Origin of the sequence: Halomonas sp. TA22 (genome assembly GCF_013009075.1) — a bacterium.
Taxonomy (GTDB): Bacteria; Pseudomonadota; Gammaproteobacteria; order Pseudomonadales; family Halomonadaceae; genus TA22.
On sequence record NZ_CP053108.1, the window covers coordinates 342,231 to 357,652 of the forward strand.

Consider the following 15,422-nt stretch of genomic DNA (forward strand, 5'->3'; position numbering starts at 1 on the left):
TACGACATGGAGAAACGTCAGGAAGTGGTAGTAGTGACAGGCGCCGGCGCCGGCCTGGGTCGAGCGGTGGCCCGTGAATTTGCTCGACACGGTGCGCAGCTGGGCTTGATCTCGCGCAACCAGAACCGCCTCGAAGCGGTGAAGAGTGAGGTCGAGGCACTCGGCGGACGCACGGTGACGGTGAGTACCGATGTCGCCGATGCCAGCCAGGTGGAGCGGGCGGCCGAGCGCATCGAAGCGGAGCTCGGGCCGATCGACATCTGGGTCAACAGTGCCATGACCACCGTGTTCTCACCCTTCCATGAGGTGACCCCGGAGGAGTTCAAGCGCGTCACCGAAGTCACCTACCTGGGGTACGTGCATGGCACCATGGCGGCACTGAAGCGCATGAGGGAGCGCAATCACGGCACCATCGTGCAGGTCGGGTCGGCGCTCTCCTATCGACCGATACCGCTGCAGAGTGCCTATTGCGGTGCCAAGCATGCGATCAAGGGCTTCACCGAATCGCTGCGCTGCGAACTGATGCACGAGCGCAGCAAGGTGCACATCACGCGGGTTGAGATGCCGGGTCTCAATACACCGCAGTTCGACTGGTGCAGGAGCCATCTGCCGAAACAGGCCCGCCCCATGGCACCAGTCTTCCAGCCCGAGGTGGGTGCTCGGGCCGTCTACTGGGCCGCCTATCATCGTCGCCGCCAGCTCAATGTCGGCATGTCGTCGGTGCTGACCATCTGGGGCAACAAGATCGCCCCGGCCTTGATGGATCGCTTTCTCGCCCGCACTGCCGTGGACGGGCAGCAGATGCCCGAGCCACTGCCGGACGAGCGTCCCGACAATTTGTGGGAGCCGGTCAAGGGCGACATGGGCGCTCGCGGTCGCTTCAGCCGCGAAGCTCACCTCGACAGCAAGCAACTATGGCTGAGCACCCATCGCGACAAGGTCGGCCTGGCGGCAGGCGCAGTCCTGCTCGTCGGCTCGCTGCTCTACGGCTCTCGCCTCTCTCGAGCGCGGCACCGCTAGCCCTGCCGCACACGGACGAAGCCATTGGCGATTCGAGAGTGAGTCACTCAAGCGCCACGCCAAACCCCGCCGCTCCGAGCCATTGCCCCAGGGAGTGGGCGGCGGGGCGCAGCCCCACCTTCAACGTGGAGAACTCGCGCCGCAGCGGGTACTCGGCCCGACACGCATCGAAACCCGCCGCCATGACCTGCCGCCGTGCCCGAGCGATCAGCGCATCGTGATCGCGACGCACGTCATACATGGCACGCATGCACAGCCGCATCGCCTCCCAGGGCGACAGCCCCCCATCCAGCGTCAGCCCGGCCAGGGCCGGCGCCGGCGCAAGGGCCTCGAGCCGCTGGCGGGCCGGCAGGCCGAAGTGGTTCATCAACGCCTGATAGACCTGATGGGTACCGCGCATCTTGCCATCCAGACTGTAACCGGCGATATGCGGCGTGGCGATCTCGGCACTACGCCAAAGCGCCTCGTCGATGCCCGGTTCGCCCTCCCACACGTCCAGGACGGCGGTGATGTCGCCGCAGCGGCCAAGACGCTCGCCAAGCGCCGCACCATCGAGGCAGTCGCCACGCCCGGCGTTGAGTAGCCAGGTGCCGGGAGCGAGCGCGGCGATCCGCTCGCGATCCAACAGGTGATGGGTCGCATGGGGGCCATTCTTGACCAATGGGGTATGCAGGCAGAGCACCTCACAGCGCTCGATCAACTCATCGAGAGGGAAGAACGCTTCGCCAGGCTCGCGCTCGGCGGCTCTCTCGGCTCTGGGCGGATCGCAGCGCAGGCACTCGATCCCCAGTGCCGACAGCCGTCGAAAAAGCCGCTCACCGACATTGCCAGCCCCGACGATGCCGACTCGTCGGCTATCGAGCTCGCTTCCCTGGCGCTCGGCCAGCAGCGTCAGGCTAGAGAGCACGTAGTCGACCACCGCCTCGGCGTTGCAGCCCGGCGCACTGGCGAAACCGATGCCCCGCCTGGCAAGCGCGGCCTGGTCGACATGATCGGTGCCGATGGTGCAAGTACCGACGAAGCGCAGTCGCGAACTCTCCACCGCTCCTTCGTCGACCCGAGTGATCGAACGCACGATCAGCACCTCGGCATCACGTACCGCCGCCGCATCGATCTCGCGCCCGGGCAGCCGAACCAGGGTGCCCATCTCGCCAAAGCAGGCATCGGCCAGGGGAATGTTGCTATCGACGACAATACGCATGGGCAGCCTTCCTTATCGATTCGGCAATGACTTGTTCCCACGGCTTGTCCACCACGGTGGGAGGGTTACAATAACGCCCCGCCGCGAGTCCATCCACTCGAGCGCTGATATCTCATCTTAATCGGGAGCCGCCGTGATCGTTCGCTGGGAAAGTGACCATGACTATGTGCTGGTGCACGTGCATCAGGACATGTTCGGCGACTGGATCTTCAGCCGCGCCTGGGGCCAGATCGGCACCCAGTTCGGCGGTCTCAAGCACCAGTTGGCCGACGACCACGGCCAGGCGATGATGTGGCTCGACGACGTCGACCATATCCAGCGCTCGCGGGGCTTTCAGAAAGTCTTCGAAGTGCAGGACGACACCCCCGAAGGGCAGGACGCGGTGCGCCAGCTATCGCTGCTCGACAATGCCTGAGCGCGGATGAAGTGCGCTCCAGGCTTATCCCAGATAGCGCCGTCCGCCGCGCATTACCGCCCCCCTGCTCGGCGGAGAAACCACATGCCGCTCCCGCCAGGCATCGACGTCGAGCCAACCACGCGCTTGGAGCCAGGTGGCCAGACGCTTGGCCTCGAAGCCACGGTCCAGCTCCTCGCCCCCCTCGTCCACCAGTACGGGAATGCGCACTCCATAGCGCACCATCAGCGCCTCGTCCTCGGCGATCTCGACTCGCGCGAGGGAGTATTCGACCCCGGCAAGGTGGGCGAGATGGTGCTCGAGTTCCTCGCAGAGATGGCAGCCCAGGGTGGTATAGAGCATCAATGTGATCATCCCCCCTCCCGGTGGCGAATCAGGAAGCAGTGGTGCAGGTCGGGGCGTCGCTGGAAGTCCGGATCGAAGGTCCTGGCCGAGATATCCTCCACTCTATAGTGCTCGGCCAGGTCGCCATCGAGCAGGAAGCGACGCTGGTTGTTGGAGAACACCAGCGTGCCGTCCGGCGCCAGGCGCGCCATCGCCAGCCGTACCAGCCGACCATGATCGCGCTGCACATCGAGGGTGTCCTCCATCCTCTTCGAGTTGGAGAAGGTCGGGGGATCCATGAAGATCAGGTCGAACTCACTGCCGGCGGTCTCGAGCCAATGCAGACAGTCGTCACGCACGACTCGGTGACGGCGCTGGTCGAGACCATTGAGCGCGAAGTTGTCGCGGGCCCACTCCAGGTAGGTATTGGAGAGATCGACACTGACGCTATCGCTGGCACCTCCCTCCTGTCGAGTGCCCAGCGCGGCATGCACGGTGGCCGTCGCGGTATAGCAGAACAGGTTGAGGAAGCGCTTGCCGGGGGCCATCTCGGCAAGCATGCGGCGCACCGGCCGATGATCGAGAAATAGCCCGGTGTCCAGGTAATCGCGCAGGTTGACCCACAGCAGCGCCCTGCCCTCGCGCACCTGGAAACGCTCACCGCTGGTGGCCTGTTTCTGGTACTGGGCGCGACCGCTCTGGCGTTCGCGTTGCTTGATATGGACATGATCGGCACGCACCCCGAGCACCTCGGGAATCACGCCCAACGCATCGAGCAGGCGACGCTGGGCCTGTCCAGCATCGATCGACTTGGGCGGTGCATACTCCTGCACATGCACCCGCTCGCCGTAGACATCGATGGCCAGGGCATACTCCGGCATGTCGGCATCGTAAAGGCGATAACACGTCTCGCCGGACTGCTTGAGCCACTTGTTGAGCCGCTTGCGGTTCTTCTCCAGCCGATTGACGAACATCTGTGCGCCCTCGGAGCGACGCGGCCGCTGTTCGCCCGTTTGCGTCGTCTGCGGCTCCCCCTCGGCCAGCGGCATCAGCAGCAGCTTGCAATCCAGTGGACCGTTCTTGAACGCGTACTGCTTCTCGGCACGCAGTCCGGTGCGGTGGCCAAGATCCGGGTTGCCGGTGAACAGCGCCAGTTGCCAGCCCGGAAACTGCCCCCGGGCGCGCTCGCCAAGGGCGGTATAGAGCGGCACCAGCTCGGGCAGCTCGCCCAAGCGTTCGCCATAGGGCGGATTGGTGATCAAGAGCCCCTGTGCCTGGGAGTCGAGCGCCTCGGGGCGGGTCAGCTGCGCCACCGAGCCGCCCTGGAACTCGATCAGCGCCGGGATACCGGCACGCATGGCATTGGCCCTGGCGGCAGCTATCGCCTGGGGGCTCTGGTCGAAGCCATAGAGGCGTGACTTGCAGCGCTTGCGACCGATGCTTGCACGCGCCAGGGCCTCGCGCGTGAGCTCGTGCCAAACATTCGCGTCGTGTCCGGCCCAGCCGTGAAAGCCGAAACGCTCACGAGCCAGGTTGGGGGCGACATCCGCCGCCATCAGGGCGGCCTCGATCACCAGCGTTCCGGAGCCACACAACGGATCGACCAGCGCTTCGCCGGCCTTGGCACGCGCCGGCCAGCCAGCGCGCACCAGCAGTGCCGCGGCCAGGTTCTCCTTGAGCGGCGCGTGGCCCAGCTCACGGCGATAACCCCGCCGGTGCAAGCTGTCGCCAGAGAGATCGATGCCCAGCGTCAGGCGGCCACGGTGGAGATGGGCATAGAGGCGCAAGTCGGGGTTGCTCGGGTCGACATCGGGGCGGGCCTGGCCGGCGGCGCGCAGCGCATCCACCACCCCATCCTTGACTGTCTGCGCGCCGAATCGGGTATGGCGGATTTGCTCCGACTGACCATGAAAATCCACCGCCAGGGTCGTGCCGGGTCGCCAGTGACGGTGCCAGTCGAGGGCTTCGGCACACGCCTTGAGCTGCTCGGGACGCTCGACCCCTTCCTCCCGCACCAGACACAGGATGATGCGATTGGCCAAGCGCGACCAGAGACAGAGGCGGTAAGCACTCTTGAGCGAGGCCCGCAAGTGCACACCGGCCACCGTGGTCTTGTCGATTTGCGCGCCGAGAGCGCTTAGCTCCTCGGCCAGCAGCATTTCGATGCCTTTGGGGCAGGTTGCAAAAAGAGCAATAGAATCAGTCAATTGAAGATCTGTCATAAACTGGCCATGGCTCGAAAGCCGGTCATATTCCTGTAAAGACTATTTGGTAAGGCGCTTATGCCAAATCACTTGTCGACAGAAGCATCCAATATGGACTAGTTGTAAAGAGGTAGCTACTGAGAACGCATGCGTTTCTTGTCCATGGGCGTCTACGGATGGGCGTCACACGGGTTGCGGCGAGGCGGAAACTGTACCGGCCTGCCGCACTGACACCTGTCTCACTGACAGTGTGTCCAAACCGCTAGTTTCAAAAACCTGGTTTTTCAAGAGGCCATCCGATGAAACGACAGAAACGTGATCGCTTCCAGCGTGCTTATGTTCACGGTTACAAGGCCGGTGTGTCCGGCCGATCCCGGGATGACTGTCCCAGTCAGGACATCAATCTTCGCGAATACTGGATGAGCGGTTGGCGTGAGGGTCGTGGGGATCAATGGTCCGGTATGACAGGTGTCTCCGGCATTCATAAGAACCCCATGGTGATGTGATATCACCCTTATTCAAGGCCCGCACCAAAGTGCGGGCCTTTCTGTACCGGGCGCTTCCCCGTTCACTCCCCCTCTAGCGTCCCATCGCCTGCAACGCCCTGGCACATTCACCCACCAGCATCGGCCCGCGATAGATGAATCCCGAATAGAGCTGTATCAGATCGGCCCCCGCTTCACGCTTGGCCACCGCCGTTTCGCCACTCTCGATGCCGCCGACGCCGATGATCGGCATACCGGGCAGCTGCCGCCGCAATTCGCACACCACTCGATTGGAGAGTTCCAGCACAGGCCTGCCGGAGAGCCCCCCCTCCTCGTCGGCATGGACAAGGCCCGCCACCGTCTCGCGGGAGAGCGTGGTATTGGTGGCGATCACCGCATCGATGCCGTTGGCCTTGAGGCTTGCCGCCACCAGTGCGACTTCGTCTGCACTCATGTCCGGGGCGATCTTGACCGCCAGCGGAACGCGCCGCCCATTGGCTTGGTCGAGCCGCGTGCCCTCCTCTCGCAGCGTGGCGAGCAGCGCATCGAGCTGCTCGCCGAACTGCAGATTGCGCAACCCCGGCGTGTTGGGCGAAGAGATGTTCACGCTGACGTAGTGGGCATGAGCATGCACCTTGCGCAGGCAGGCGAGGTAGTCATCGGCTGCCTGTTCCACCGGGGTGGTGAGATTCTTGCCAATATTGATACCGATCACGCCGTTGTAGCGACTCGCCTTGACGCGCTCGATCAGATGATCGACCCCGGCATTGTTGAATCCCATGCGATTGATGATGGCGCCACGTTCGGGCAGGCGGAACAGCCGCGGCCTTGGGTTGCCCTCTTGCGGCCTGGGGGTCACGGTGCCCACCTCGACGAAGCCGAAGCCGAGCGAGCCCAGCGCGTCGAGGTGGTCGGCATTCTTGTCGAGGCCAGCGGCCAGCCCCACCCTGTTGGGGAAACGCAACCCCATCAACTCCACCGGATCGTCGATGCGCGGTCCACCGCCAAGGCGCGGCGCCATGCCCAGGCGATGTACGCCGTCGAGCAGCGACAGCGTCACGCCGTGCGCGGTTTCCGGATCGAGATGAAACAGCAACGAGCGGGCAAGGGCGTACATGGCTCTCCTCGGCATCACAGGCAGGACTAGGCAGTGGGCGGCGAGTATACCGCAAGCCTACCCATAACGACGAACCCCCGCCGGGCGGCGGGGTTCGTCTGCTTTCACATGAGCACCGTCAGGGGCGCGTCACCCCTCGCTGCCACTTTCGGCCAGGTCCACCAGCTCGCGGATCGCCACGGCGAACAGCGCAAAGCCGCCCGCCTGACTGCCACCGGAACGCACCTCCGCCAACAGGTGACACCAGCGGTGATAGAGAGCGTCATGCCGCTCGATCCACTGCTCCACGCGCTGGTCGATATCCAGCGGACCATCCTCCATCTTCAGCACACCGACCGACAGTGCCAGTTGCTGACGCTCGAGGTCGTCGCGGAAGGTCTCCCGCGCCTGGGCCTGCCAGCCGTCGCGCACCTTGAGCGCGTTGATCTGCTCCCCCATCCATGGCAGCTCCAGGCGATGCCCCACCTCGTAGAACGCCTCGGCGACACGCTGGATCTTTTCGCCGGTCTGCTTGGACGCCTCGATGATGCCAAGCCCGACATACAGGCTATGGGTAGCCGCCACGGCACTGGCCAGCACTTCGGGCACGCCTGCCGCGATCAGCTCGTCGCGTCGCGCCTCCCATGCGTCGCGCTCATCGCCGCGCAGTCGCTCGCCGAGACTCTCCTGCAACTGAGCCAACCGCGGTGCGAAGTAGGCAATGCTGTCCTTGGTGGTCATCCCGATACGCTGGCGTAGGAACCAGCGGCTGGCACGCCTCAGCAGGCGCATCAGATCGAGCATCATGCGGTACTGCACTTGGCTCTCGATCTGGTTGTCGAGCGCTTCGATCTGCTGCCACAGCCCATTGAGATTGAAGCTGTCCCGCGCCACGATGTAAGCCCTGGCGATGTCGGCCCGCTCGGCACCGGTGCTGTCCATCAGCCGGCGCACGAAGACGACGCCCATATGATCGACCAGGTCGTTGGCGATCTGGGTAGCGACAATCTCGCGCTTGAGCTTGTGCTCGTACATCTCCTCTCTGAAGCGCTCGACCAGAATCGACGGGAAGATACGCTCGAGATGCTGCTGGATATAGGGGTCGTCCGGTACGTCCGAGGCGATCAGGCTATCCTTGAGCACGCTCTTGGCGTAGGAGATGAGCACCGAGAGCTCGGGCAGGGTCAGCCCCTCGCCGTCGTTGGAGCGTTCCAGCAGCGCCTCGTCGGTAGGCAGGAACTCCAGCTCACGATCCAGCTGGCCGCTGGACTCGAGCTCGTTGATGAAGCGCCGATAGGAGCCCATCCCCTCCTGGGAGAGAATCTCCGAGAGTGACAGCGCCTGGGTCTGGCGGTAGTTGTCGAGGATCACCAGCTCGGCGACCTCGCCGGTCATCTGTGCCAGCAGCTGGTTGCGCTGCTTGTCGGTCAACTCGCCGCGCTTGACGATATCGTCGAGCAGGATTTTGATGTTGACCTCGTGGTCGGAGCAGTTGACGCCCCCGGCGTTGTCGATGAAGTCGGTATTGACGCGCACGCCCCGTCGCGCGGTCTCCATGCGCCCACGCTGGGTCAGCCCCAGGTTGCCGCCTTCACCGACCACCCGGCAGTGGAGCTCGGCGCCGTTGATGCGCAGCGCATCGTTGGCCTTGTCGCCCACCTCGGCGTCGCTCTCGTCTCGTGCCTTGATGTAAGTGCCGATACCGCCGTTCCAGAGCAGGTCGACTCGCGACTTGAGCATGGCGCGAATCAGTTCGTTGGGTGAGAGCTTGCTCTCGCTGATGCCGAAAACCTCCTTCATCTCCTTGGAGATCGGGATCGACTTGGCACTGCGCTTGAAGATGCCGCCACCGTTCGAGATCAGGCTTGCGTCGTAATCTTCCCAGCTCGAGCGCGGCAGCGCGAACAGCCGCTCGCGCTCGGCAAACGAGGCGGCGGCATCCGGCTTCGGATCGACGAAGATATGCAGATGGTTGAAAGCCCCCACCAGGCGAATCCGGTCGGAGAGCAGCATGCCGTTGCCGAACACGTCGCCGGCCATGTCGCCGATGCCCACCACCGTGAACTCGTCGGCCTGGGTATTGATGCCCATCTCGCGGAAGTGGCGCTTGACCGACTCCCAGGCGCCCTTGGCGGTAATGCCCATCTTCTTGTGGTCATAGCCGTTGGCGCCGCCGGAGGCGAAGGCATCGCCCAGCCAGTGGCCATACTCCAGCGATATCTCGTTGGCGATATCGGAGAAGGTCGCCGTGCCCTTGTCGGCGGCGACCACCAGGTAGGGGTCGTCGACGTCGTGACGCACCACCGCACGTGGCGGCACGATCTCGGTGCCATCGAGGTTGTCGGTGACATCGAGCAGTGCGCGAATGAAGATCTTGTAGCAGGCGATCCCCTCCTGCTGAATGGCGTCGCGATCGCCGCTTTCGGGCATCCGCTTGCAGACGAAGCCGCCCTTGGCGCCGACCGGCACGATCACCGCATTCTTGACCTGCTGCGCCTTGACCAGCCCCAGCACCTCGGTGCGGAAGTCCTCGAGACGATCCGACCAGCGCAGCCCGCCGCGAGCCACCTTGCCGCCTCTCAGGTGTACCCCCTCCACGCGCGGCGAATAGACGAATATCTCGAACATCGGCCGCGGCTTGGGCATGTCGGGGACTTGCTTGGGATCGAGCTTGAAGGCGATGTAGTCCTTGGGCTCGCCATCGGCCCCCGGCTGGTAGTAGTTGGTACGCAGGGTCGCCTGGATCAGTTCGATATAGCGACGCAGCAGCAGGTCGTCGTTGAGGCTCGCCACGTCGTCGAGGGCGGCGTACAGGCGCGACAGGCAGGCCTCGATCTCCGTCTCGCGCGACTCCTGCTCGGGGTCGAAGCGCAGCTCGAACAGCGTCACCAGCTCGCGGGTGATCTCCGGATAGCAGGCCAGCGTCGAGGCGATATAGGTCTGCGAGAGCCCGAAGCGGATCTGCTTGAGATAGCGGGCATAGGCGCGCAGCATGGCAACTTCGCGCCAGCTCAGGTTGGCACCGATGATCAGGCGATTGAAATCGTCGTTCTCCGCCTCGCCATTCCAGATGCGCTTGAAGGCATCGATGAACGGCTCGCGCATCTCCTGCAGATTGACGGTTTCGTTGGTGTGGTGCTCGAGGTCGAAGTCATGGATCCAGTAGCGTCCGTCACTGCAGGCAAGCTCGTAGGGCCGCTCGCCGATGACGCGCAGGCCGAGGTTCTCCATCACCGGCAGTACGTCGGAGAGCGGTACCGGGCTCGCCCTGTGGAACAGCTTGAGGTTGACGCCGTCGCCCTCCTCCTCGACCAGCCGATAGAGTGACAGTGACAGGGGCGCCCCACTCTTCAGCTCATTGACGTGATGAATGTCGTAGACGGCCGCGCGTGCAGTGTAATCCTCGCGATAGCTCGCCGGGAAGGCGTCTCGGTAGACATCCATCAGGCGGTTGGCCTGCTCTTCGCCGAAGCCCTCGACCATTGCGCCATGCAACTCGTCGCGCCAGCTGCGCGCCAGGCTCATGATCTTCTTCTCGATGCGCTTGACGTCATAGTCGCTGGGGCTATCGCCGTTGAAGCGCAGAATGAACTGGATGCGTGCCAACACCGACTCGGAGAGATAGGTATTGAAGTCGCCGAAGGTAGCGTCGAGCTCCTCACTCAGCAGATTCTGGATGCGCACGCGCAGGTCGGTTGAGAACACATCGCGGGGTACGAATACCAGGCAGGAGTAGAACTTGCCGAAGCGATCCTCGCGCACGAATAGCCTCACGCGGCGGCGCTCGCGAATGTTGAGGATTCCCCGCGCCGTATCGGTCAATTCATTGACATTGATCTGGAACAGGTCGTCGCGGGGATAGACTTCGAGGATCTGCATCAGCTGCTTGCCATCGTGCCCCTGGGGGTCGACGCCAGCCGCCTCCATCACTGCCTTGAGCTTCTTGCGCAGCACCGGCACGTTGCGCGGCGACTCGTTGTAGACCGCCGAGGTGAACAGCCCCAGGAAGCGCCGCTCGCCGATGATCTGGCCGGTGTCGTCATAGCGGTCGATGGAAATGTAGTCCGGGTAGGTCGGACGATGCACGCGCGAGTGGTAGGCGCTCTTGGCGAAAGAGAGCAGCTCGGGAATCAGCACGTAGCGATCGCCCTCGACCCCCTGGTCGTTGCGGATGCGTTCGCGATAGCGCGGCTGTTCGAGACGGAACACGCCAAGCTCGCTGCCCTCGATGTGATCGAGTTCGTCGTGGCCGTTGGCCGAGCGTACGGTGTACTCGTCATAGCCCAGGAAGGTGAAGTTATCGGCCAGCAGCCACTCGAGAAACGCCATGGCCTCCCGGTGATCCTCGCTGTCGATCTGCTCGGGGCGCTTGGTCTCGAGTTCCTTGAGCACTCCGCGTACCTGGTCGCGCATCGCTTCGTAGTCGGCCACGGCAGTGCGCACGTCATTGAGCACTTCGTGCAGGCTCGCCTCGATCTCCTCGCGTGCAGCCGGGTCGGAGTGGCGGTCGACCTCGATGACGATCAACGACTCGCGGCTCTGCGGCGCTCCCTGCTCCTTGGGCCGCGTCACCTTGACCAGCTGATGGGCGCTATCGCGCTGCATCGCCAGCACCGCGTTGTGGATGGCATGCACGGTAATGCCGCGGCGGTTGAGCTCGATGCGTACCGAGTCGACCAGAAACGGCATGTCGCGGTGCAACAGCTCGATCTGGGTATGGGTCGACTGCCAGCCATGCTCCTCGAAGGTGGGGTTGTAGACCCGCACCTTGGGCTCGGCAGGGTCGTGCGACTGGATGAAGTGCCAGATTGCCAAGGTGGCGCTGTAGACATCCTCAGGACGGCGCTCCACCAGGTCCTCCAAAAACGCCGTCGCATAGAAGGCATCGGCAAAGGCCGTGATCGCCCCGACTTTATCCTCCGCGAGTCGCTTGACCAGCTGTTCCTGAAGTTGCGCAAGAAATTCCTGTTTGCCTGCGTTCGCCACGTGTTGCATCCGTCACCTCGGTTTGATCCGGTCAGCACTCGACCGGCGAAAAGTCTGCGACGGGGCTCGCTGGCCCTATCTGTGTCCAGCTTACGCCTGCCGCCTTGCCGACCCTACTGAATTGACCCTTTTGACATGTGCCATGTCGGTTACGCATCGATCCTTGACGTCGCGCCTCGTTATGCGCATCACGCTAGCGCTTCTCCAGCACCACGCCGCATTCGCAGTGGTGCGTCCAGGGAAACTGATCGAACAGTGCAAAGCGCGTGATGCGGTGCGTCACACCCAGGCGCTCGAGATTATCCGCCAGAGTGTCCGGATTGCATGACACATAGACGATGCGCGCATAGTCGCTGAGCTGATCGCAGCTACGCTCATCCAGTCCGGCACGCGGGGGATCGACCAGCACGGTAGAAAAATCGTAGTCGTCCAGCGCCATCTCGGCCACCCGACGCCCCCCTTTCTCCCCCTTGAGCGCCGCCGAGAACTCCTCGGCGGACATCCGCCCGACCACGGCATTGTCGATTCCGTTGGCCTCGAGATTGACCTTGGCCGAGGCGACTGAGGTACGCGAGATCTCGGTGGCCAGAACCCGCCGGAAGTTCTCGGCCAGCGCCACGGTGAAGTTGCCATTGCCGCAGTAGAGCTCGACCAGGTCTGCCGCCTGGCTGTCTCGCGTCACGTCCCGAGCCCAGCCGAGCATCGATTGGCTGATCTCGGCATTGGGCTGGGTAAAGCTGTTCTCGACCTGCTGGTAGACGAACTCCCGTCCCTCCACGTTCAGGCGCTCCCATACATGGTCACGCTCGAGCACCAGGCGCTGCTTGCGCGAACGGCCAATGAGCGAGATGCCAAGGCGCGCCTGAAGCGCCACGGCCTCGCGCTCCCACCCCTCGTCGAGCGGGCGATGGTAGACAAGCGTCACCAGCGCCTCGCCGGAAAGCGTGGTGAGGAACTCGACCTGGAACAGCTTGCGACGCAGCGTCGGCTTGTCGCGTATCGCCTCGATCAGCTGCGGCATCAATTCATTGATGCGCCGGCTGGCCACCGGATACTCGTCGAGTCGAATGACCCGCTTCTTCTTCGGGTCGTGCGGGTCGACCTCGAACATGGCGTAGAACAGGTCGTCGCCCTCATGCCAGAGCCGGAATTCGCAGCGCTGGCGGTAATGGCTTGCCGGCGACGGATAAACCTCCAGCGGGGGCGGTGAGAAGTGCGCGAACTGCTCGGTGATGCGCACGCGCTTGGCCTCGAGTTGCTGGTCATAGTGCGTGGGGTCGACAACGGGTACGGCCACGGGGCCTCCTTGATTGTGGGAAACACGTGGAAAGCGGAACGGGGATCAGCCAAGACGCGGGGCGGGCTCATGGCGGGGCGCCACCGCAAGCAGGCTCGGCACGCCGAAACCGTGGTATGCCAGCGCCGGGGTCAGCTGTGGCGCCGAGGCGGTGAGCCAGACCGGCCCCGGGCGCTGCGTCAGTGGGGGGCGCTCCACCAGTTGGGCGACGCGGCGGGCAATGGCATCGCCGGAATCGACCCAGGTAATAGTGCGTGCCGGACAGGCCGCAAGCGCATGCCTCTGCAGCACGTCACGCAGCAGCGGGAAGTGGGTGCAGCCGAGTACCACGGTGTCGAGCTCCTCCTCCCGCCACAGCGGTGCCAGGCATGCTTCCACCACGGCGTCATCCAGCAACTCGCCGGCCAGCATCCGCTCGGCTTGGGCGACCAGCGGATCGGCGGCCAGACGCAGCACCTTGCAATCGCCGGCAAAATCCTCGATCAGCTGACAGGTATAGGGACGATTGACCGTGGCCGAGGTGGCCAGCAGCGCAATGCTGCCGCTGCGGGTGAACCGGGCGGCGGGCTTGATGGCAGGCACGGTGCCGATCACCGAGACCGACAGCTGTTCGCGCAGCGCATCCAGCGCCAGGGTACTGGCGGTATTGCACGCCACGACCAGCGCACAGGCACCGCTTTCACGAATCGCCGCCTCGCACACCGCAACGCTGCGTGCCACCAGCCAGTCGTCAGCCTTGGTGCCGTAGGGCAGCATGGCGTTGTCGCAGACGTAGGCAAGCTCGGCGCCCGGCAGCCGGGCGCGCATCGCCGCGACTACCGACAGCCCGCCGACACCGGAATCGAAGATCAGAATCGGTCCACTCATGGGGTCGTTGTCCGAAAATAGCTCAGCAGGGTATCGATCAACACACGCAGGCGTGAAGGCATCAGCTCACGCTCGGCATACAGCAGGTGCACGCCCAGCGGTGGCGGACAGTACGCCTCCAGCACCCGCACCAGGCGCCCATTGGCCACTTCCGGCTCGCCCAGAAACGCAGGCTTCATGGCCAGCCCCATGCCGCGGATGGCGGCCTCGACCAGAGCCCGGCCATTGTTGCAGCTCAGCACCGGCTGGAAGCGGATGCGCGTAAGCCTGCCCTCGACCCACATCGGCCAGCTCGGCCCTCCCCGCTGCAGGCTGTAATGCAGGCAGCGATGCCGGGCCAGATCGCGCGGGTGCGCCGGCACACCGTGGCGCGCCAGATAGTCGGGCGAGGCGTAGAGATAGATCGGCATCGTCATCAGCGAGCGAGCGATGAGACTGGAGTCCTCCAGCTCACCGATACGGATCACCAGGTCGAAGTCCTCGGCCAAGGGGTCGACACGCCGATCCTCGAGCACAACATCGAGCTCCACCTGAGGATGGGCCTGCTCGAAAGCCTGCAGCGCCGGTATCAACTCAAGCACACCGAAATCCAGAGGCGCGGAGAGCCTCAAGCGCCCACGCACTTCGCCGCGCTGCTCGCCAAGTCCCGCTTCCAGCTCGTCCAGCTCGTCCAGCAGCCGGCCAGTGGTGTGCAGGTAGCGCTCACCCTCGGCGGTGAGCTGCAGCCGCCGGGTGGTGCGGATCAGCAGCCGCACGCCCAGCATCTCCTCGAGCCTGGCGATCTGCTTGCTGACCATGGCGTTGGAGATATCCAGCTTGCGAGCGCCGCCGGCAAAACTGCCCGCCTCCACCACCGCTCGAAATATCTGCATCGCCTGCAGCCGATCCATGTCGCCGCACCCTCATCTCCCCTTGGTGAGCGCATTCTACCTCAGACGGGAGTCACGACTCGAACTGTCGTGCCCTATTCACGCTCTGCGACCGCATTCATCAGCCTGACCTAAGCGCAGGCGCTTTTCAGCGCTTGCCAGCCTCCTGAATACTGTTTATTTTTACAGCATTATTTTTCAGGAGGCTAACATGCACATCATCCCCCTACCTCAAATGCCCGCCATCAAGGCACCGCCAGGCCCCACCCGGCGCGGTGCCAGCGGTTTTCCCTCGCCGGCCGACGAGTATCTGGAGACCCCGCTGGACCTGCATCGTCATCTGATACCGCGCCCCTCATCGACCTTCTTCATGCGAGTGGCCGACGCCACCCAGAGCGAGGCGGGGTTCCATCCTGGGGATCTGCTCGTCGTCGATCGCGCCCTCTCGCCCCAGCCAGGCGACTGGGTAATCGCCGTGATCGATGGCGGGCTGTGCCTGCGCCGCATCGAGGGTCTGGGGCGCCAGCGCTGGCTCTGCCCTCCCGAACCTCAGCGAGCCAGGTTGCCCTTGGAGGAGGAGAGCGACTGCCGGCTCTGGGGCGTGGTGCATCATGTCATCCATAACTTTCGACATGCATCGCGTACAGAGGCGCGCTAG

At 64.1% G+C, this 15,422-nt stretch carries 12 protein-coding genes; 4 read left to right on the forward strand and 8 right to left on the reverse strand.

Features of this window, described 5'->3' with window-relative positions:
• Positions 1–6: 6 nt before the first annotated feature.
• Complete coding sequence (locus tag HJD22_RS01570; protein WP_208655438.1) at positions 7–1,020, forward strand: SDR family oxidoreductase; 1,014 nt, start codon at positions 7–9, stop codon at positions 1,018–1,020.
• A 43-nt stretch (positions 1,021–1,063) separates the two neighbouring features.
• Here the strand turns inward: HJD22_RS01570 and pdxB are convergent, their stop codons facing one another.
• Complete coding sequence (pdxB, locus tag HJD22_RS01575) at positions 1,064–2,221, reverse strand: 4-phosphoerythronate dehydrogenase PdxB (RefSeq protein WP_208655439.1); 1,158 nt, start codon at positions 2,219–2,221, stop codon at positions 1,064–1,066.
• A gap of 133 nt (positions 2,222–2,354) precedes the next feature.
• Between pdxB and HJD22_RS01580 the strand changes: the two genes are divergently transcribed.
• The gene (locus HJD22_RS01580) at positions 2,355–2,636 is read left to right on the forward strand and encodes a hypothetical protein (protein ID WP_208655440.1); all 282 of its coding nucleotides are present in this window, start codon (positions 2,355–2,357) and stop codon (positions 2,634–2,636) included.
• Positions 2,637–2,660: 24 nt separating this feature from the next.
• Here HJD22_RS01580 and HJD22_RS01585 read toward each other — a convergent pair whose 3' ends face one another.
• Together HJD22_RS01585 and rlmKL are read right to left on the reverse strand one after the other, a co-directional pair.
• On the reverse strand, positions 2,661–2,990 hold the full coding sequence (locus HJD22_RS01585) for a glutaredoxin family protein (protein ID WP_208655441.1): 330 nt from the start codon (positions 2,988–2,990) through the stop codon (positions 2,661–2,663).
• The gene (rlmKL, locus tag HJD22_RS01590; protein ID WP_208655442.1) at positions 2,987–5,182 is read right to left on the reverse strand and encodes a bifunctional 23S rRNA (guanine(2069)-N(7))-methyltransferase RlmK/23S rRNA (guanine(2445)-N(2))-methyltransferase RlmL; all 2,196 of its coding nucleotides are present in this window, start codon (positions 5,180–5,182) and stop codon (positions 2,987–2,989) included. The genes HJD22_RS01585 and rlmKL overlap by 4 nt, the downstream gene beginning before the upstream one ends.
• A 281-nt stretch (positions 5,183–5,463) precedes the next feature.
• Between rlmKL and rmf the strand changes: the two genes are divergently transcribed.
• Complete coding sequence (gene rmf / locus HJD22_RS01595; protein WP_133483250.1) at positions 5,464–5,670, forward strand: ribosome modulation factor; 207 nt, start codon at positions 5,464–5,466, stop codon at positions 5,668–5,670.
• 73 nt (positions 5,671–5,743) lie between these two features.
• On the opposite strand, the gene HJD22_RS01600 is transcribed toward rmf, so the two are convergent.
• The 5 genes from HJD22_RS01600 to HJD22_RS01620 form a co-directional block, all read right to left on the reverse strand.
• Positions 5,744–6,766 (reverse strand): quinone-dependent dihydroorotate dehydrogenase, encoded by a 1,023-nt coding sequence (locus HJD22_RS01600; RefSeq protein ID WP_208655443.1) that lies wholly within the window; start codon positions 6,764–6,766, stop codon positions 5,744–5,746.
• 129 nt (positions 6,767–6,895) lie between these two features.
• Positions 6,896–11,740, reverse strand: coding sequence for an NAD-glutamate dehydrogenase (locus HJD22_RS01605; protein ID WP_208655444.1), 4,845 nt, complete (start codon positions 11,738–11,740; stop codon positions 6,896–6,898).
• 184 nt (positions 11,741–11,924) lie between these two features.
• On the reverse strand, positions 11,925–13,028 hold the full coding sequence (trmA, locus tag HJD22_RS01610; RefSeq protein ID WP_208655445.1) for a tRNA (uridine(54)-C5)-methyltransferase TrmA: 1,104 nt from the start codon (positions 13,026–13,028) through the stop codon (positions 11,925–11,927).
• Positions 13,029–13,073: 45 nt separating this feature from the next.
• Positions 13,074–13,895 (reverse strand): glutamate racemase, encoded by an 822-nt coding sequence (gene murI, locus HJD22_RS01615; protein ID WP_208655446.1) that lies wholly within the window; start codon positions 13,893–13,895, stop codon positions 13,074–13,076.
• Positions 13,892–14,785: a LysR family transcriptional regulator gene (locus HJD22_RS01620; RefSeq protein ID WP_208655447.1), complete on the reverse strand. Its 894-nt coding sequence runs from the start codon at positions 14,783–14,785 to the stop codon at positions 13,892–13,894. The genes murI and HJD22_RS01620 overlap by 4 nt, the downstream gene beginning before the upstream one ends.
• Before the next feature lie 190 nt (positions 14,786–14,975).
• Here HJD22_RS01620 and HJD22_RS01625 point away from each other — a divergent pair, with 190 nt between their 5' ends.
• Positions 14,976–15,422: a LexA family transcriptional regulator gene (locus HJD22_RS01625; RefSeq protein WP_208655448.1), complete on the forward strand. Its 447-nt coding sequence runs from the start codon at positions 14,976–14,978 to the stop codon at positions 15,420–15,422.

Excerpts from the sequence above, each read along its gene's own strand:
- HJD22_RS01570 (WP_208655438.1), top strand. The coding sequence starts at position 7 with ATGGAGAAACGTCAGGAAGTGGTAGTAGTGACAGGCGCCGGCGCCGGC.
- pdxB (WP_208655439.1), bottom strand. The coding sequence starts at position 2,221 with ATGCGTATTGTCGTCGATAGCAACATTCCCCTGGCCGATGCCTGCTTT.
- HJD22_RS01625 (WP_208655448.1), top strand. The coding sequence starts at position 14,976 with ATGCACATCATCCCCCTACCTCAAATGCCCGCCATCAAGGCACCGCCA.
- HJD22_RS01605 (WP_208655444.1), bottom strand. The coding sequence starts at position 11,740 with ATGCAACACGTGGCGAACGCAGGCAAACAGGAATTTCTTGCGCAACTT.
- HJD22_RS01620 (WP_208655447.1), bottom strand. The coding sequence starts at position 14,785 with ATGGATCGGCTGCAGGCGATGCAGATATTTCGAGCGGTGGTGGAGGCG.
- HJD22_RS01600 (WP_208655443.1), bottom strand. The coding sequence starts at position 6,766 with ATGTACGCCCTTGCCCGCTCGTTGCTGTTTCATCTCGATCCGGAAACC.
- HJD22_RS01585 (WP_208655441.1), bottom strand. The coding sequence starts at position 2,990 with ATGATCACATTGATGCTCTATACCACCCTGGGCTGCCATCTCTGCGAG.
- rlmKL (WP_208655442.1), bottom strand. The coding sequence starts at position 5,182 with ATGACAGATCTTCAATTGACTGATTCTATTGCTCTTTTTGCAACCTGC.
- murI (WP_208655446.1), bottom strand. The coding sequence starts at position 13,895 with ATGAGTGGACCGATTCTGATCTTCGATTCCGGTGTCGGCGGGCTGTCG.
- rmf (WP_133483250.1), top strand. The coding sequence starts at position 5,464 with ATGAAACGACAGAAACGTGATCGCTTCCAGCGTGCTTATGTTCACGGT.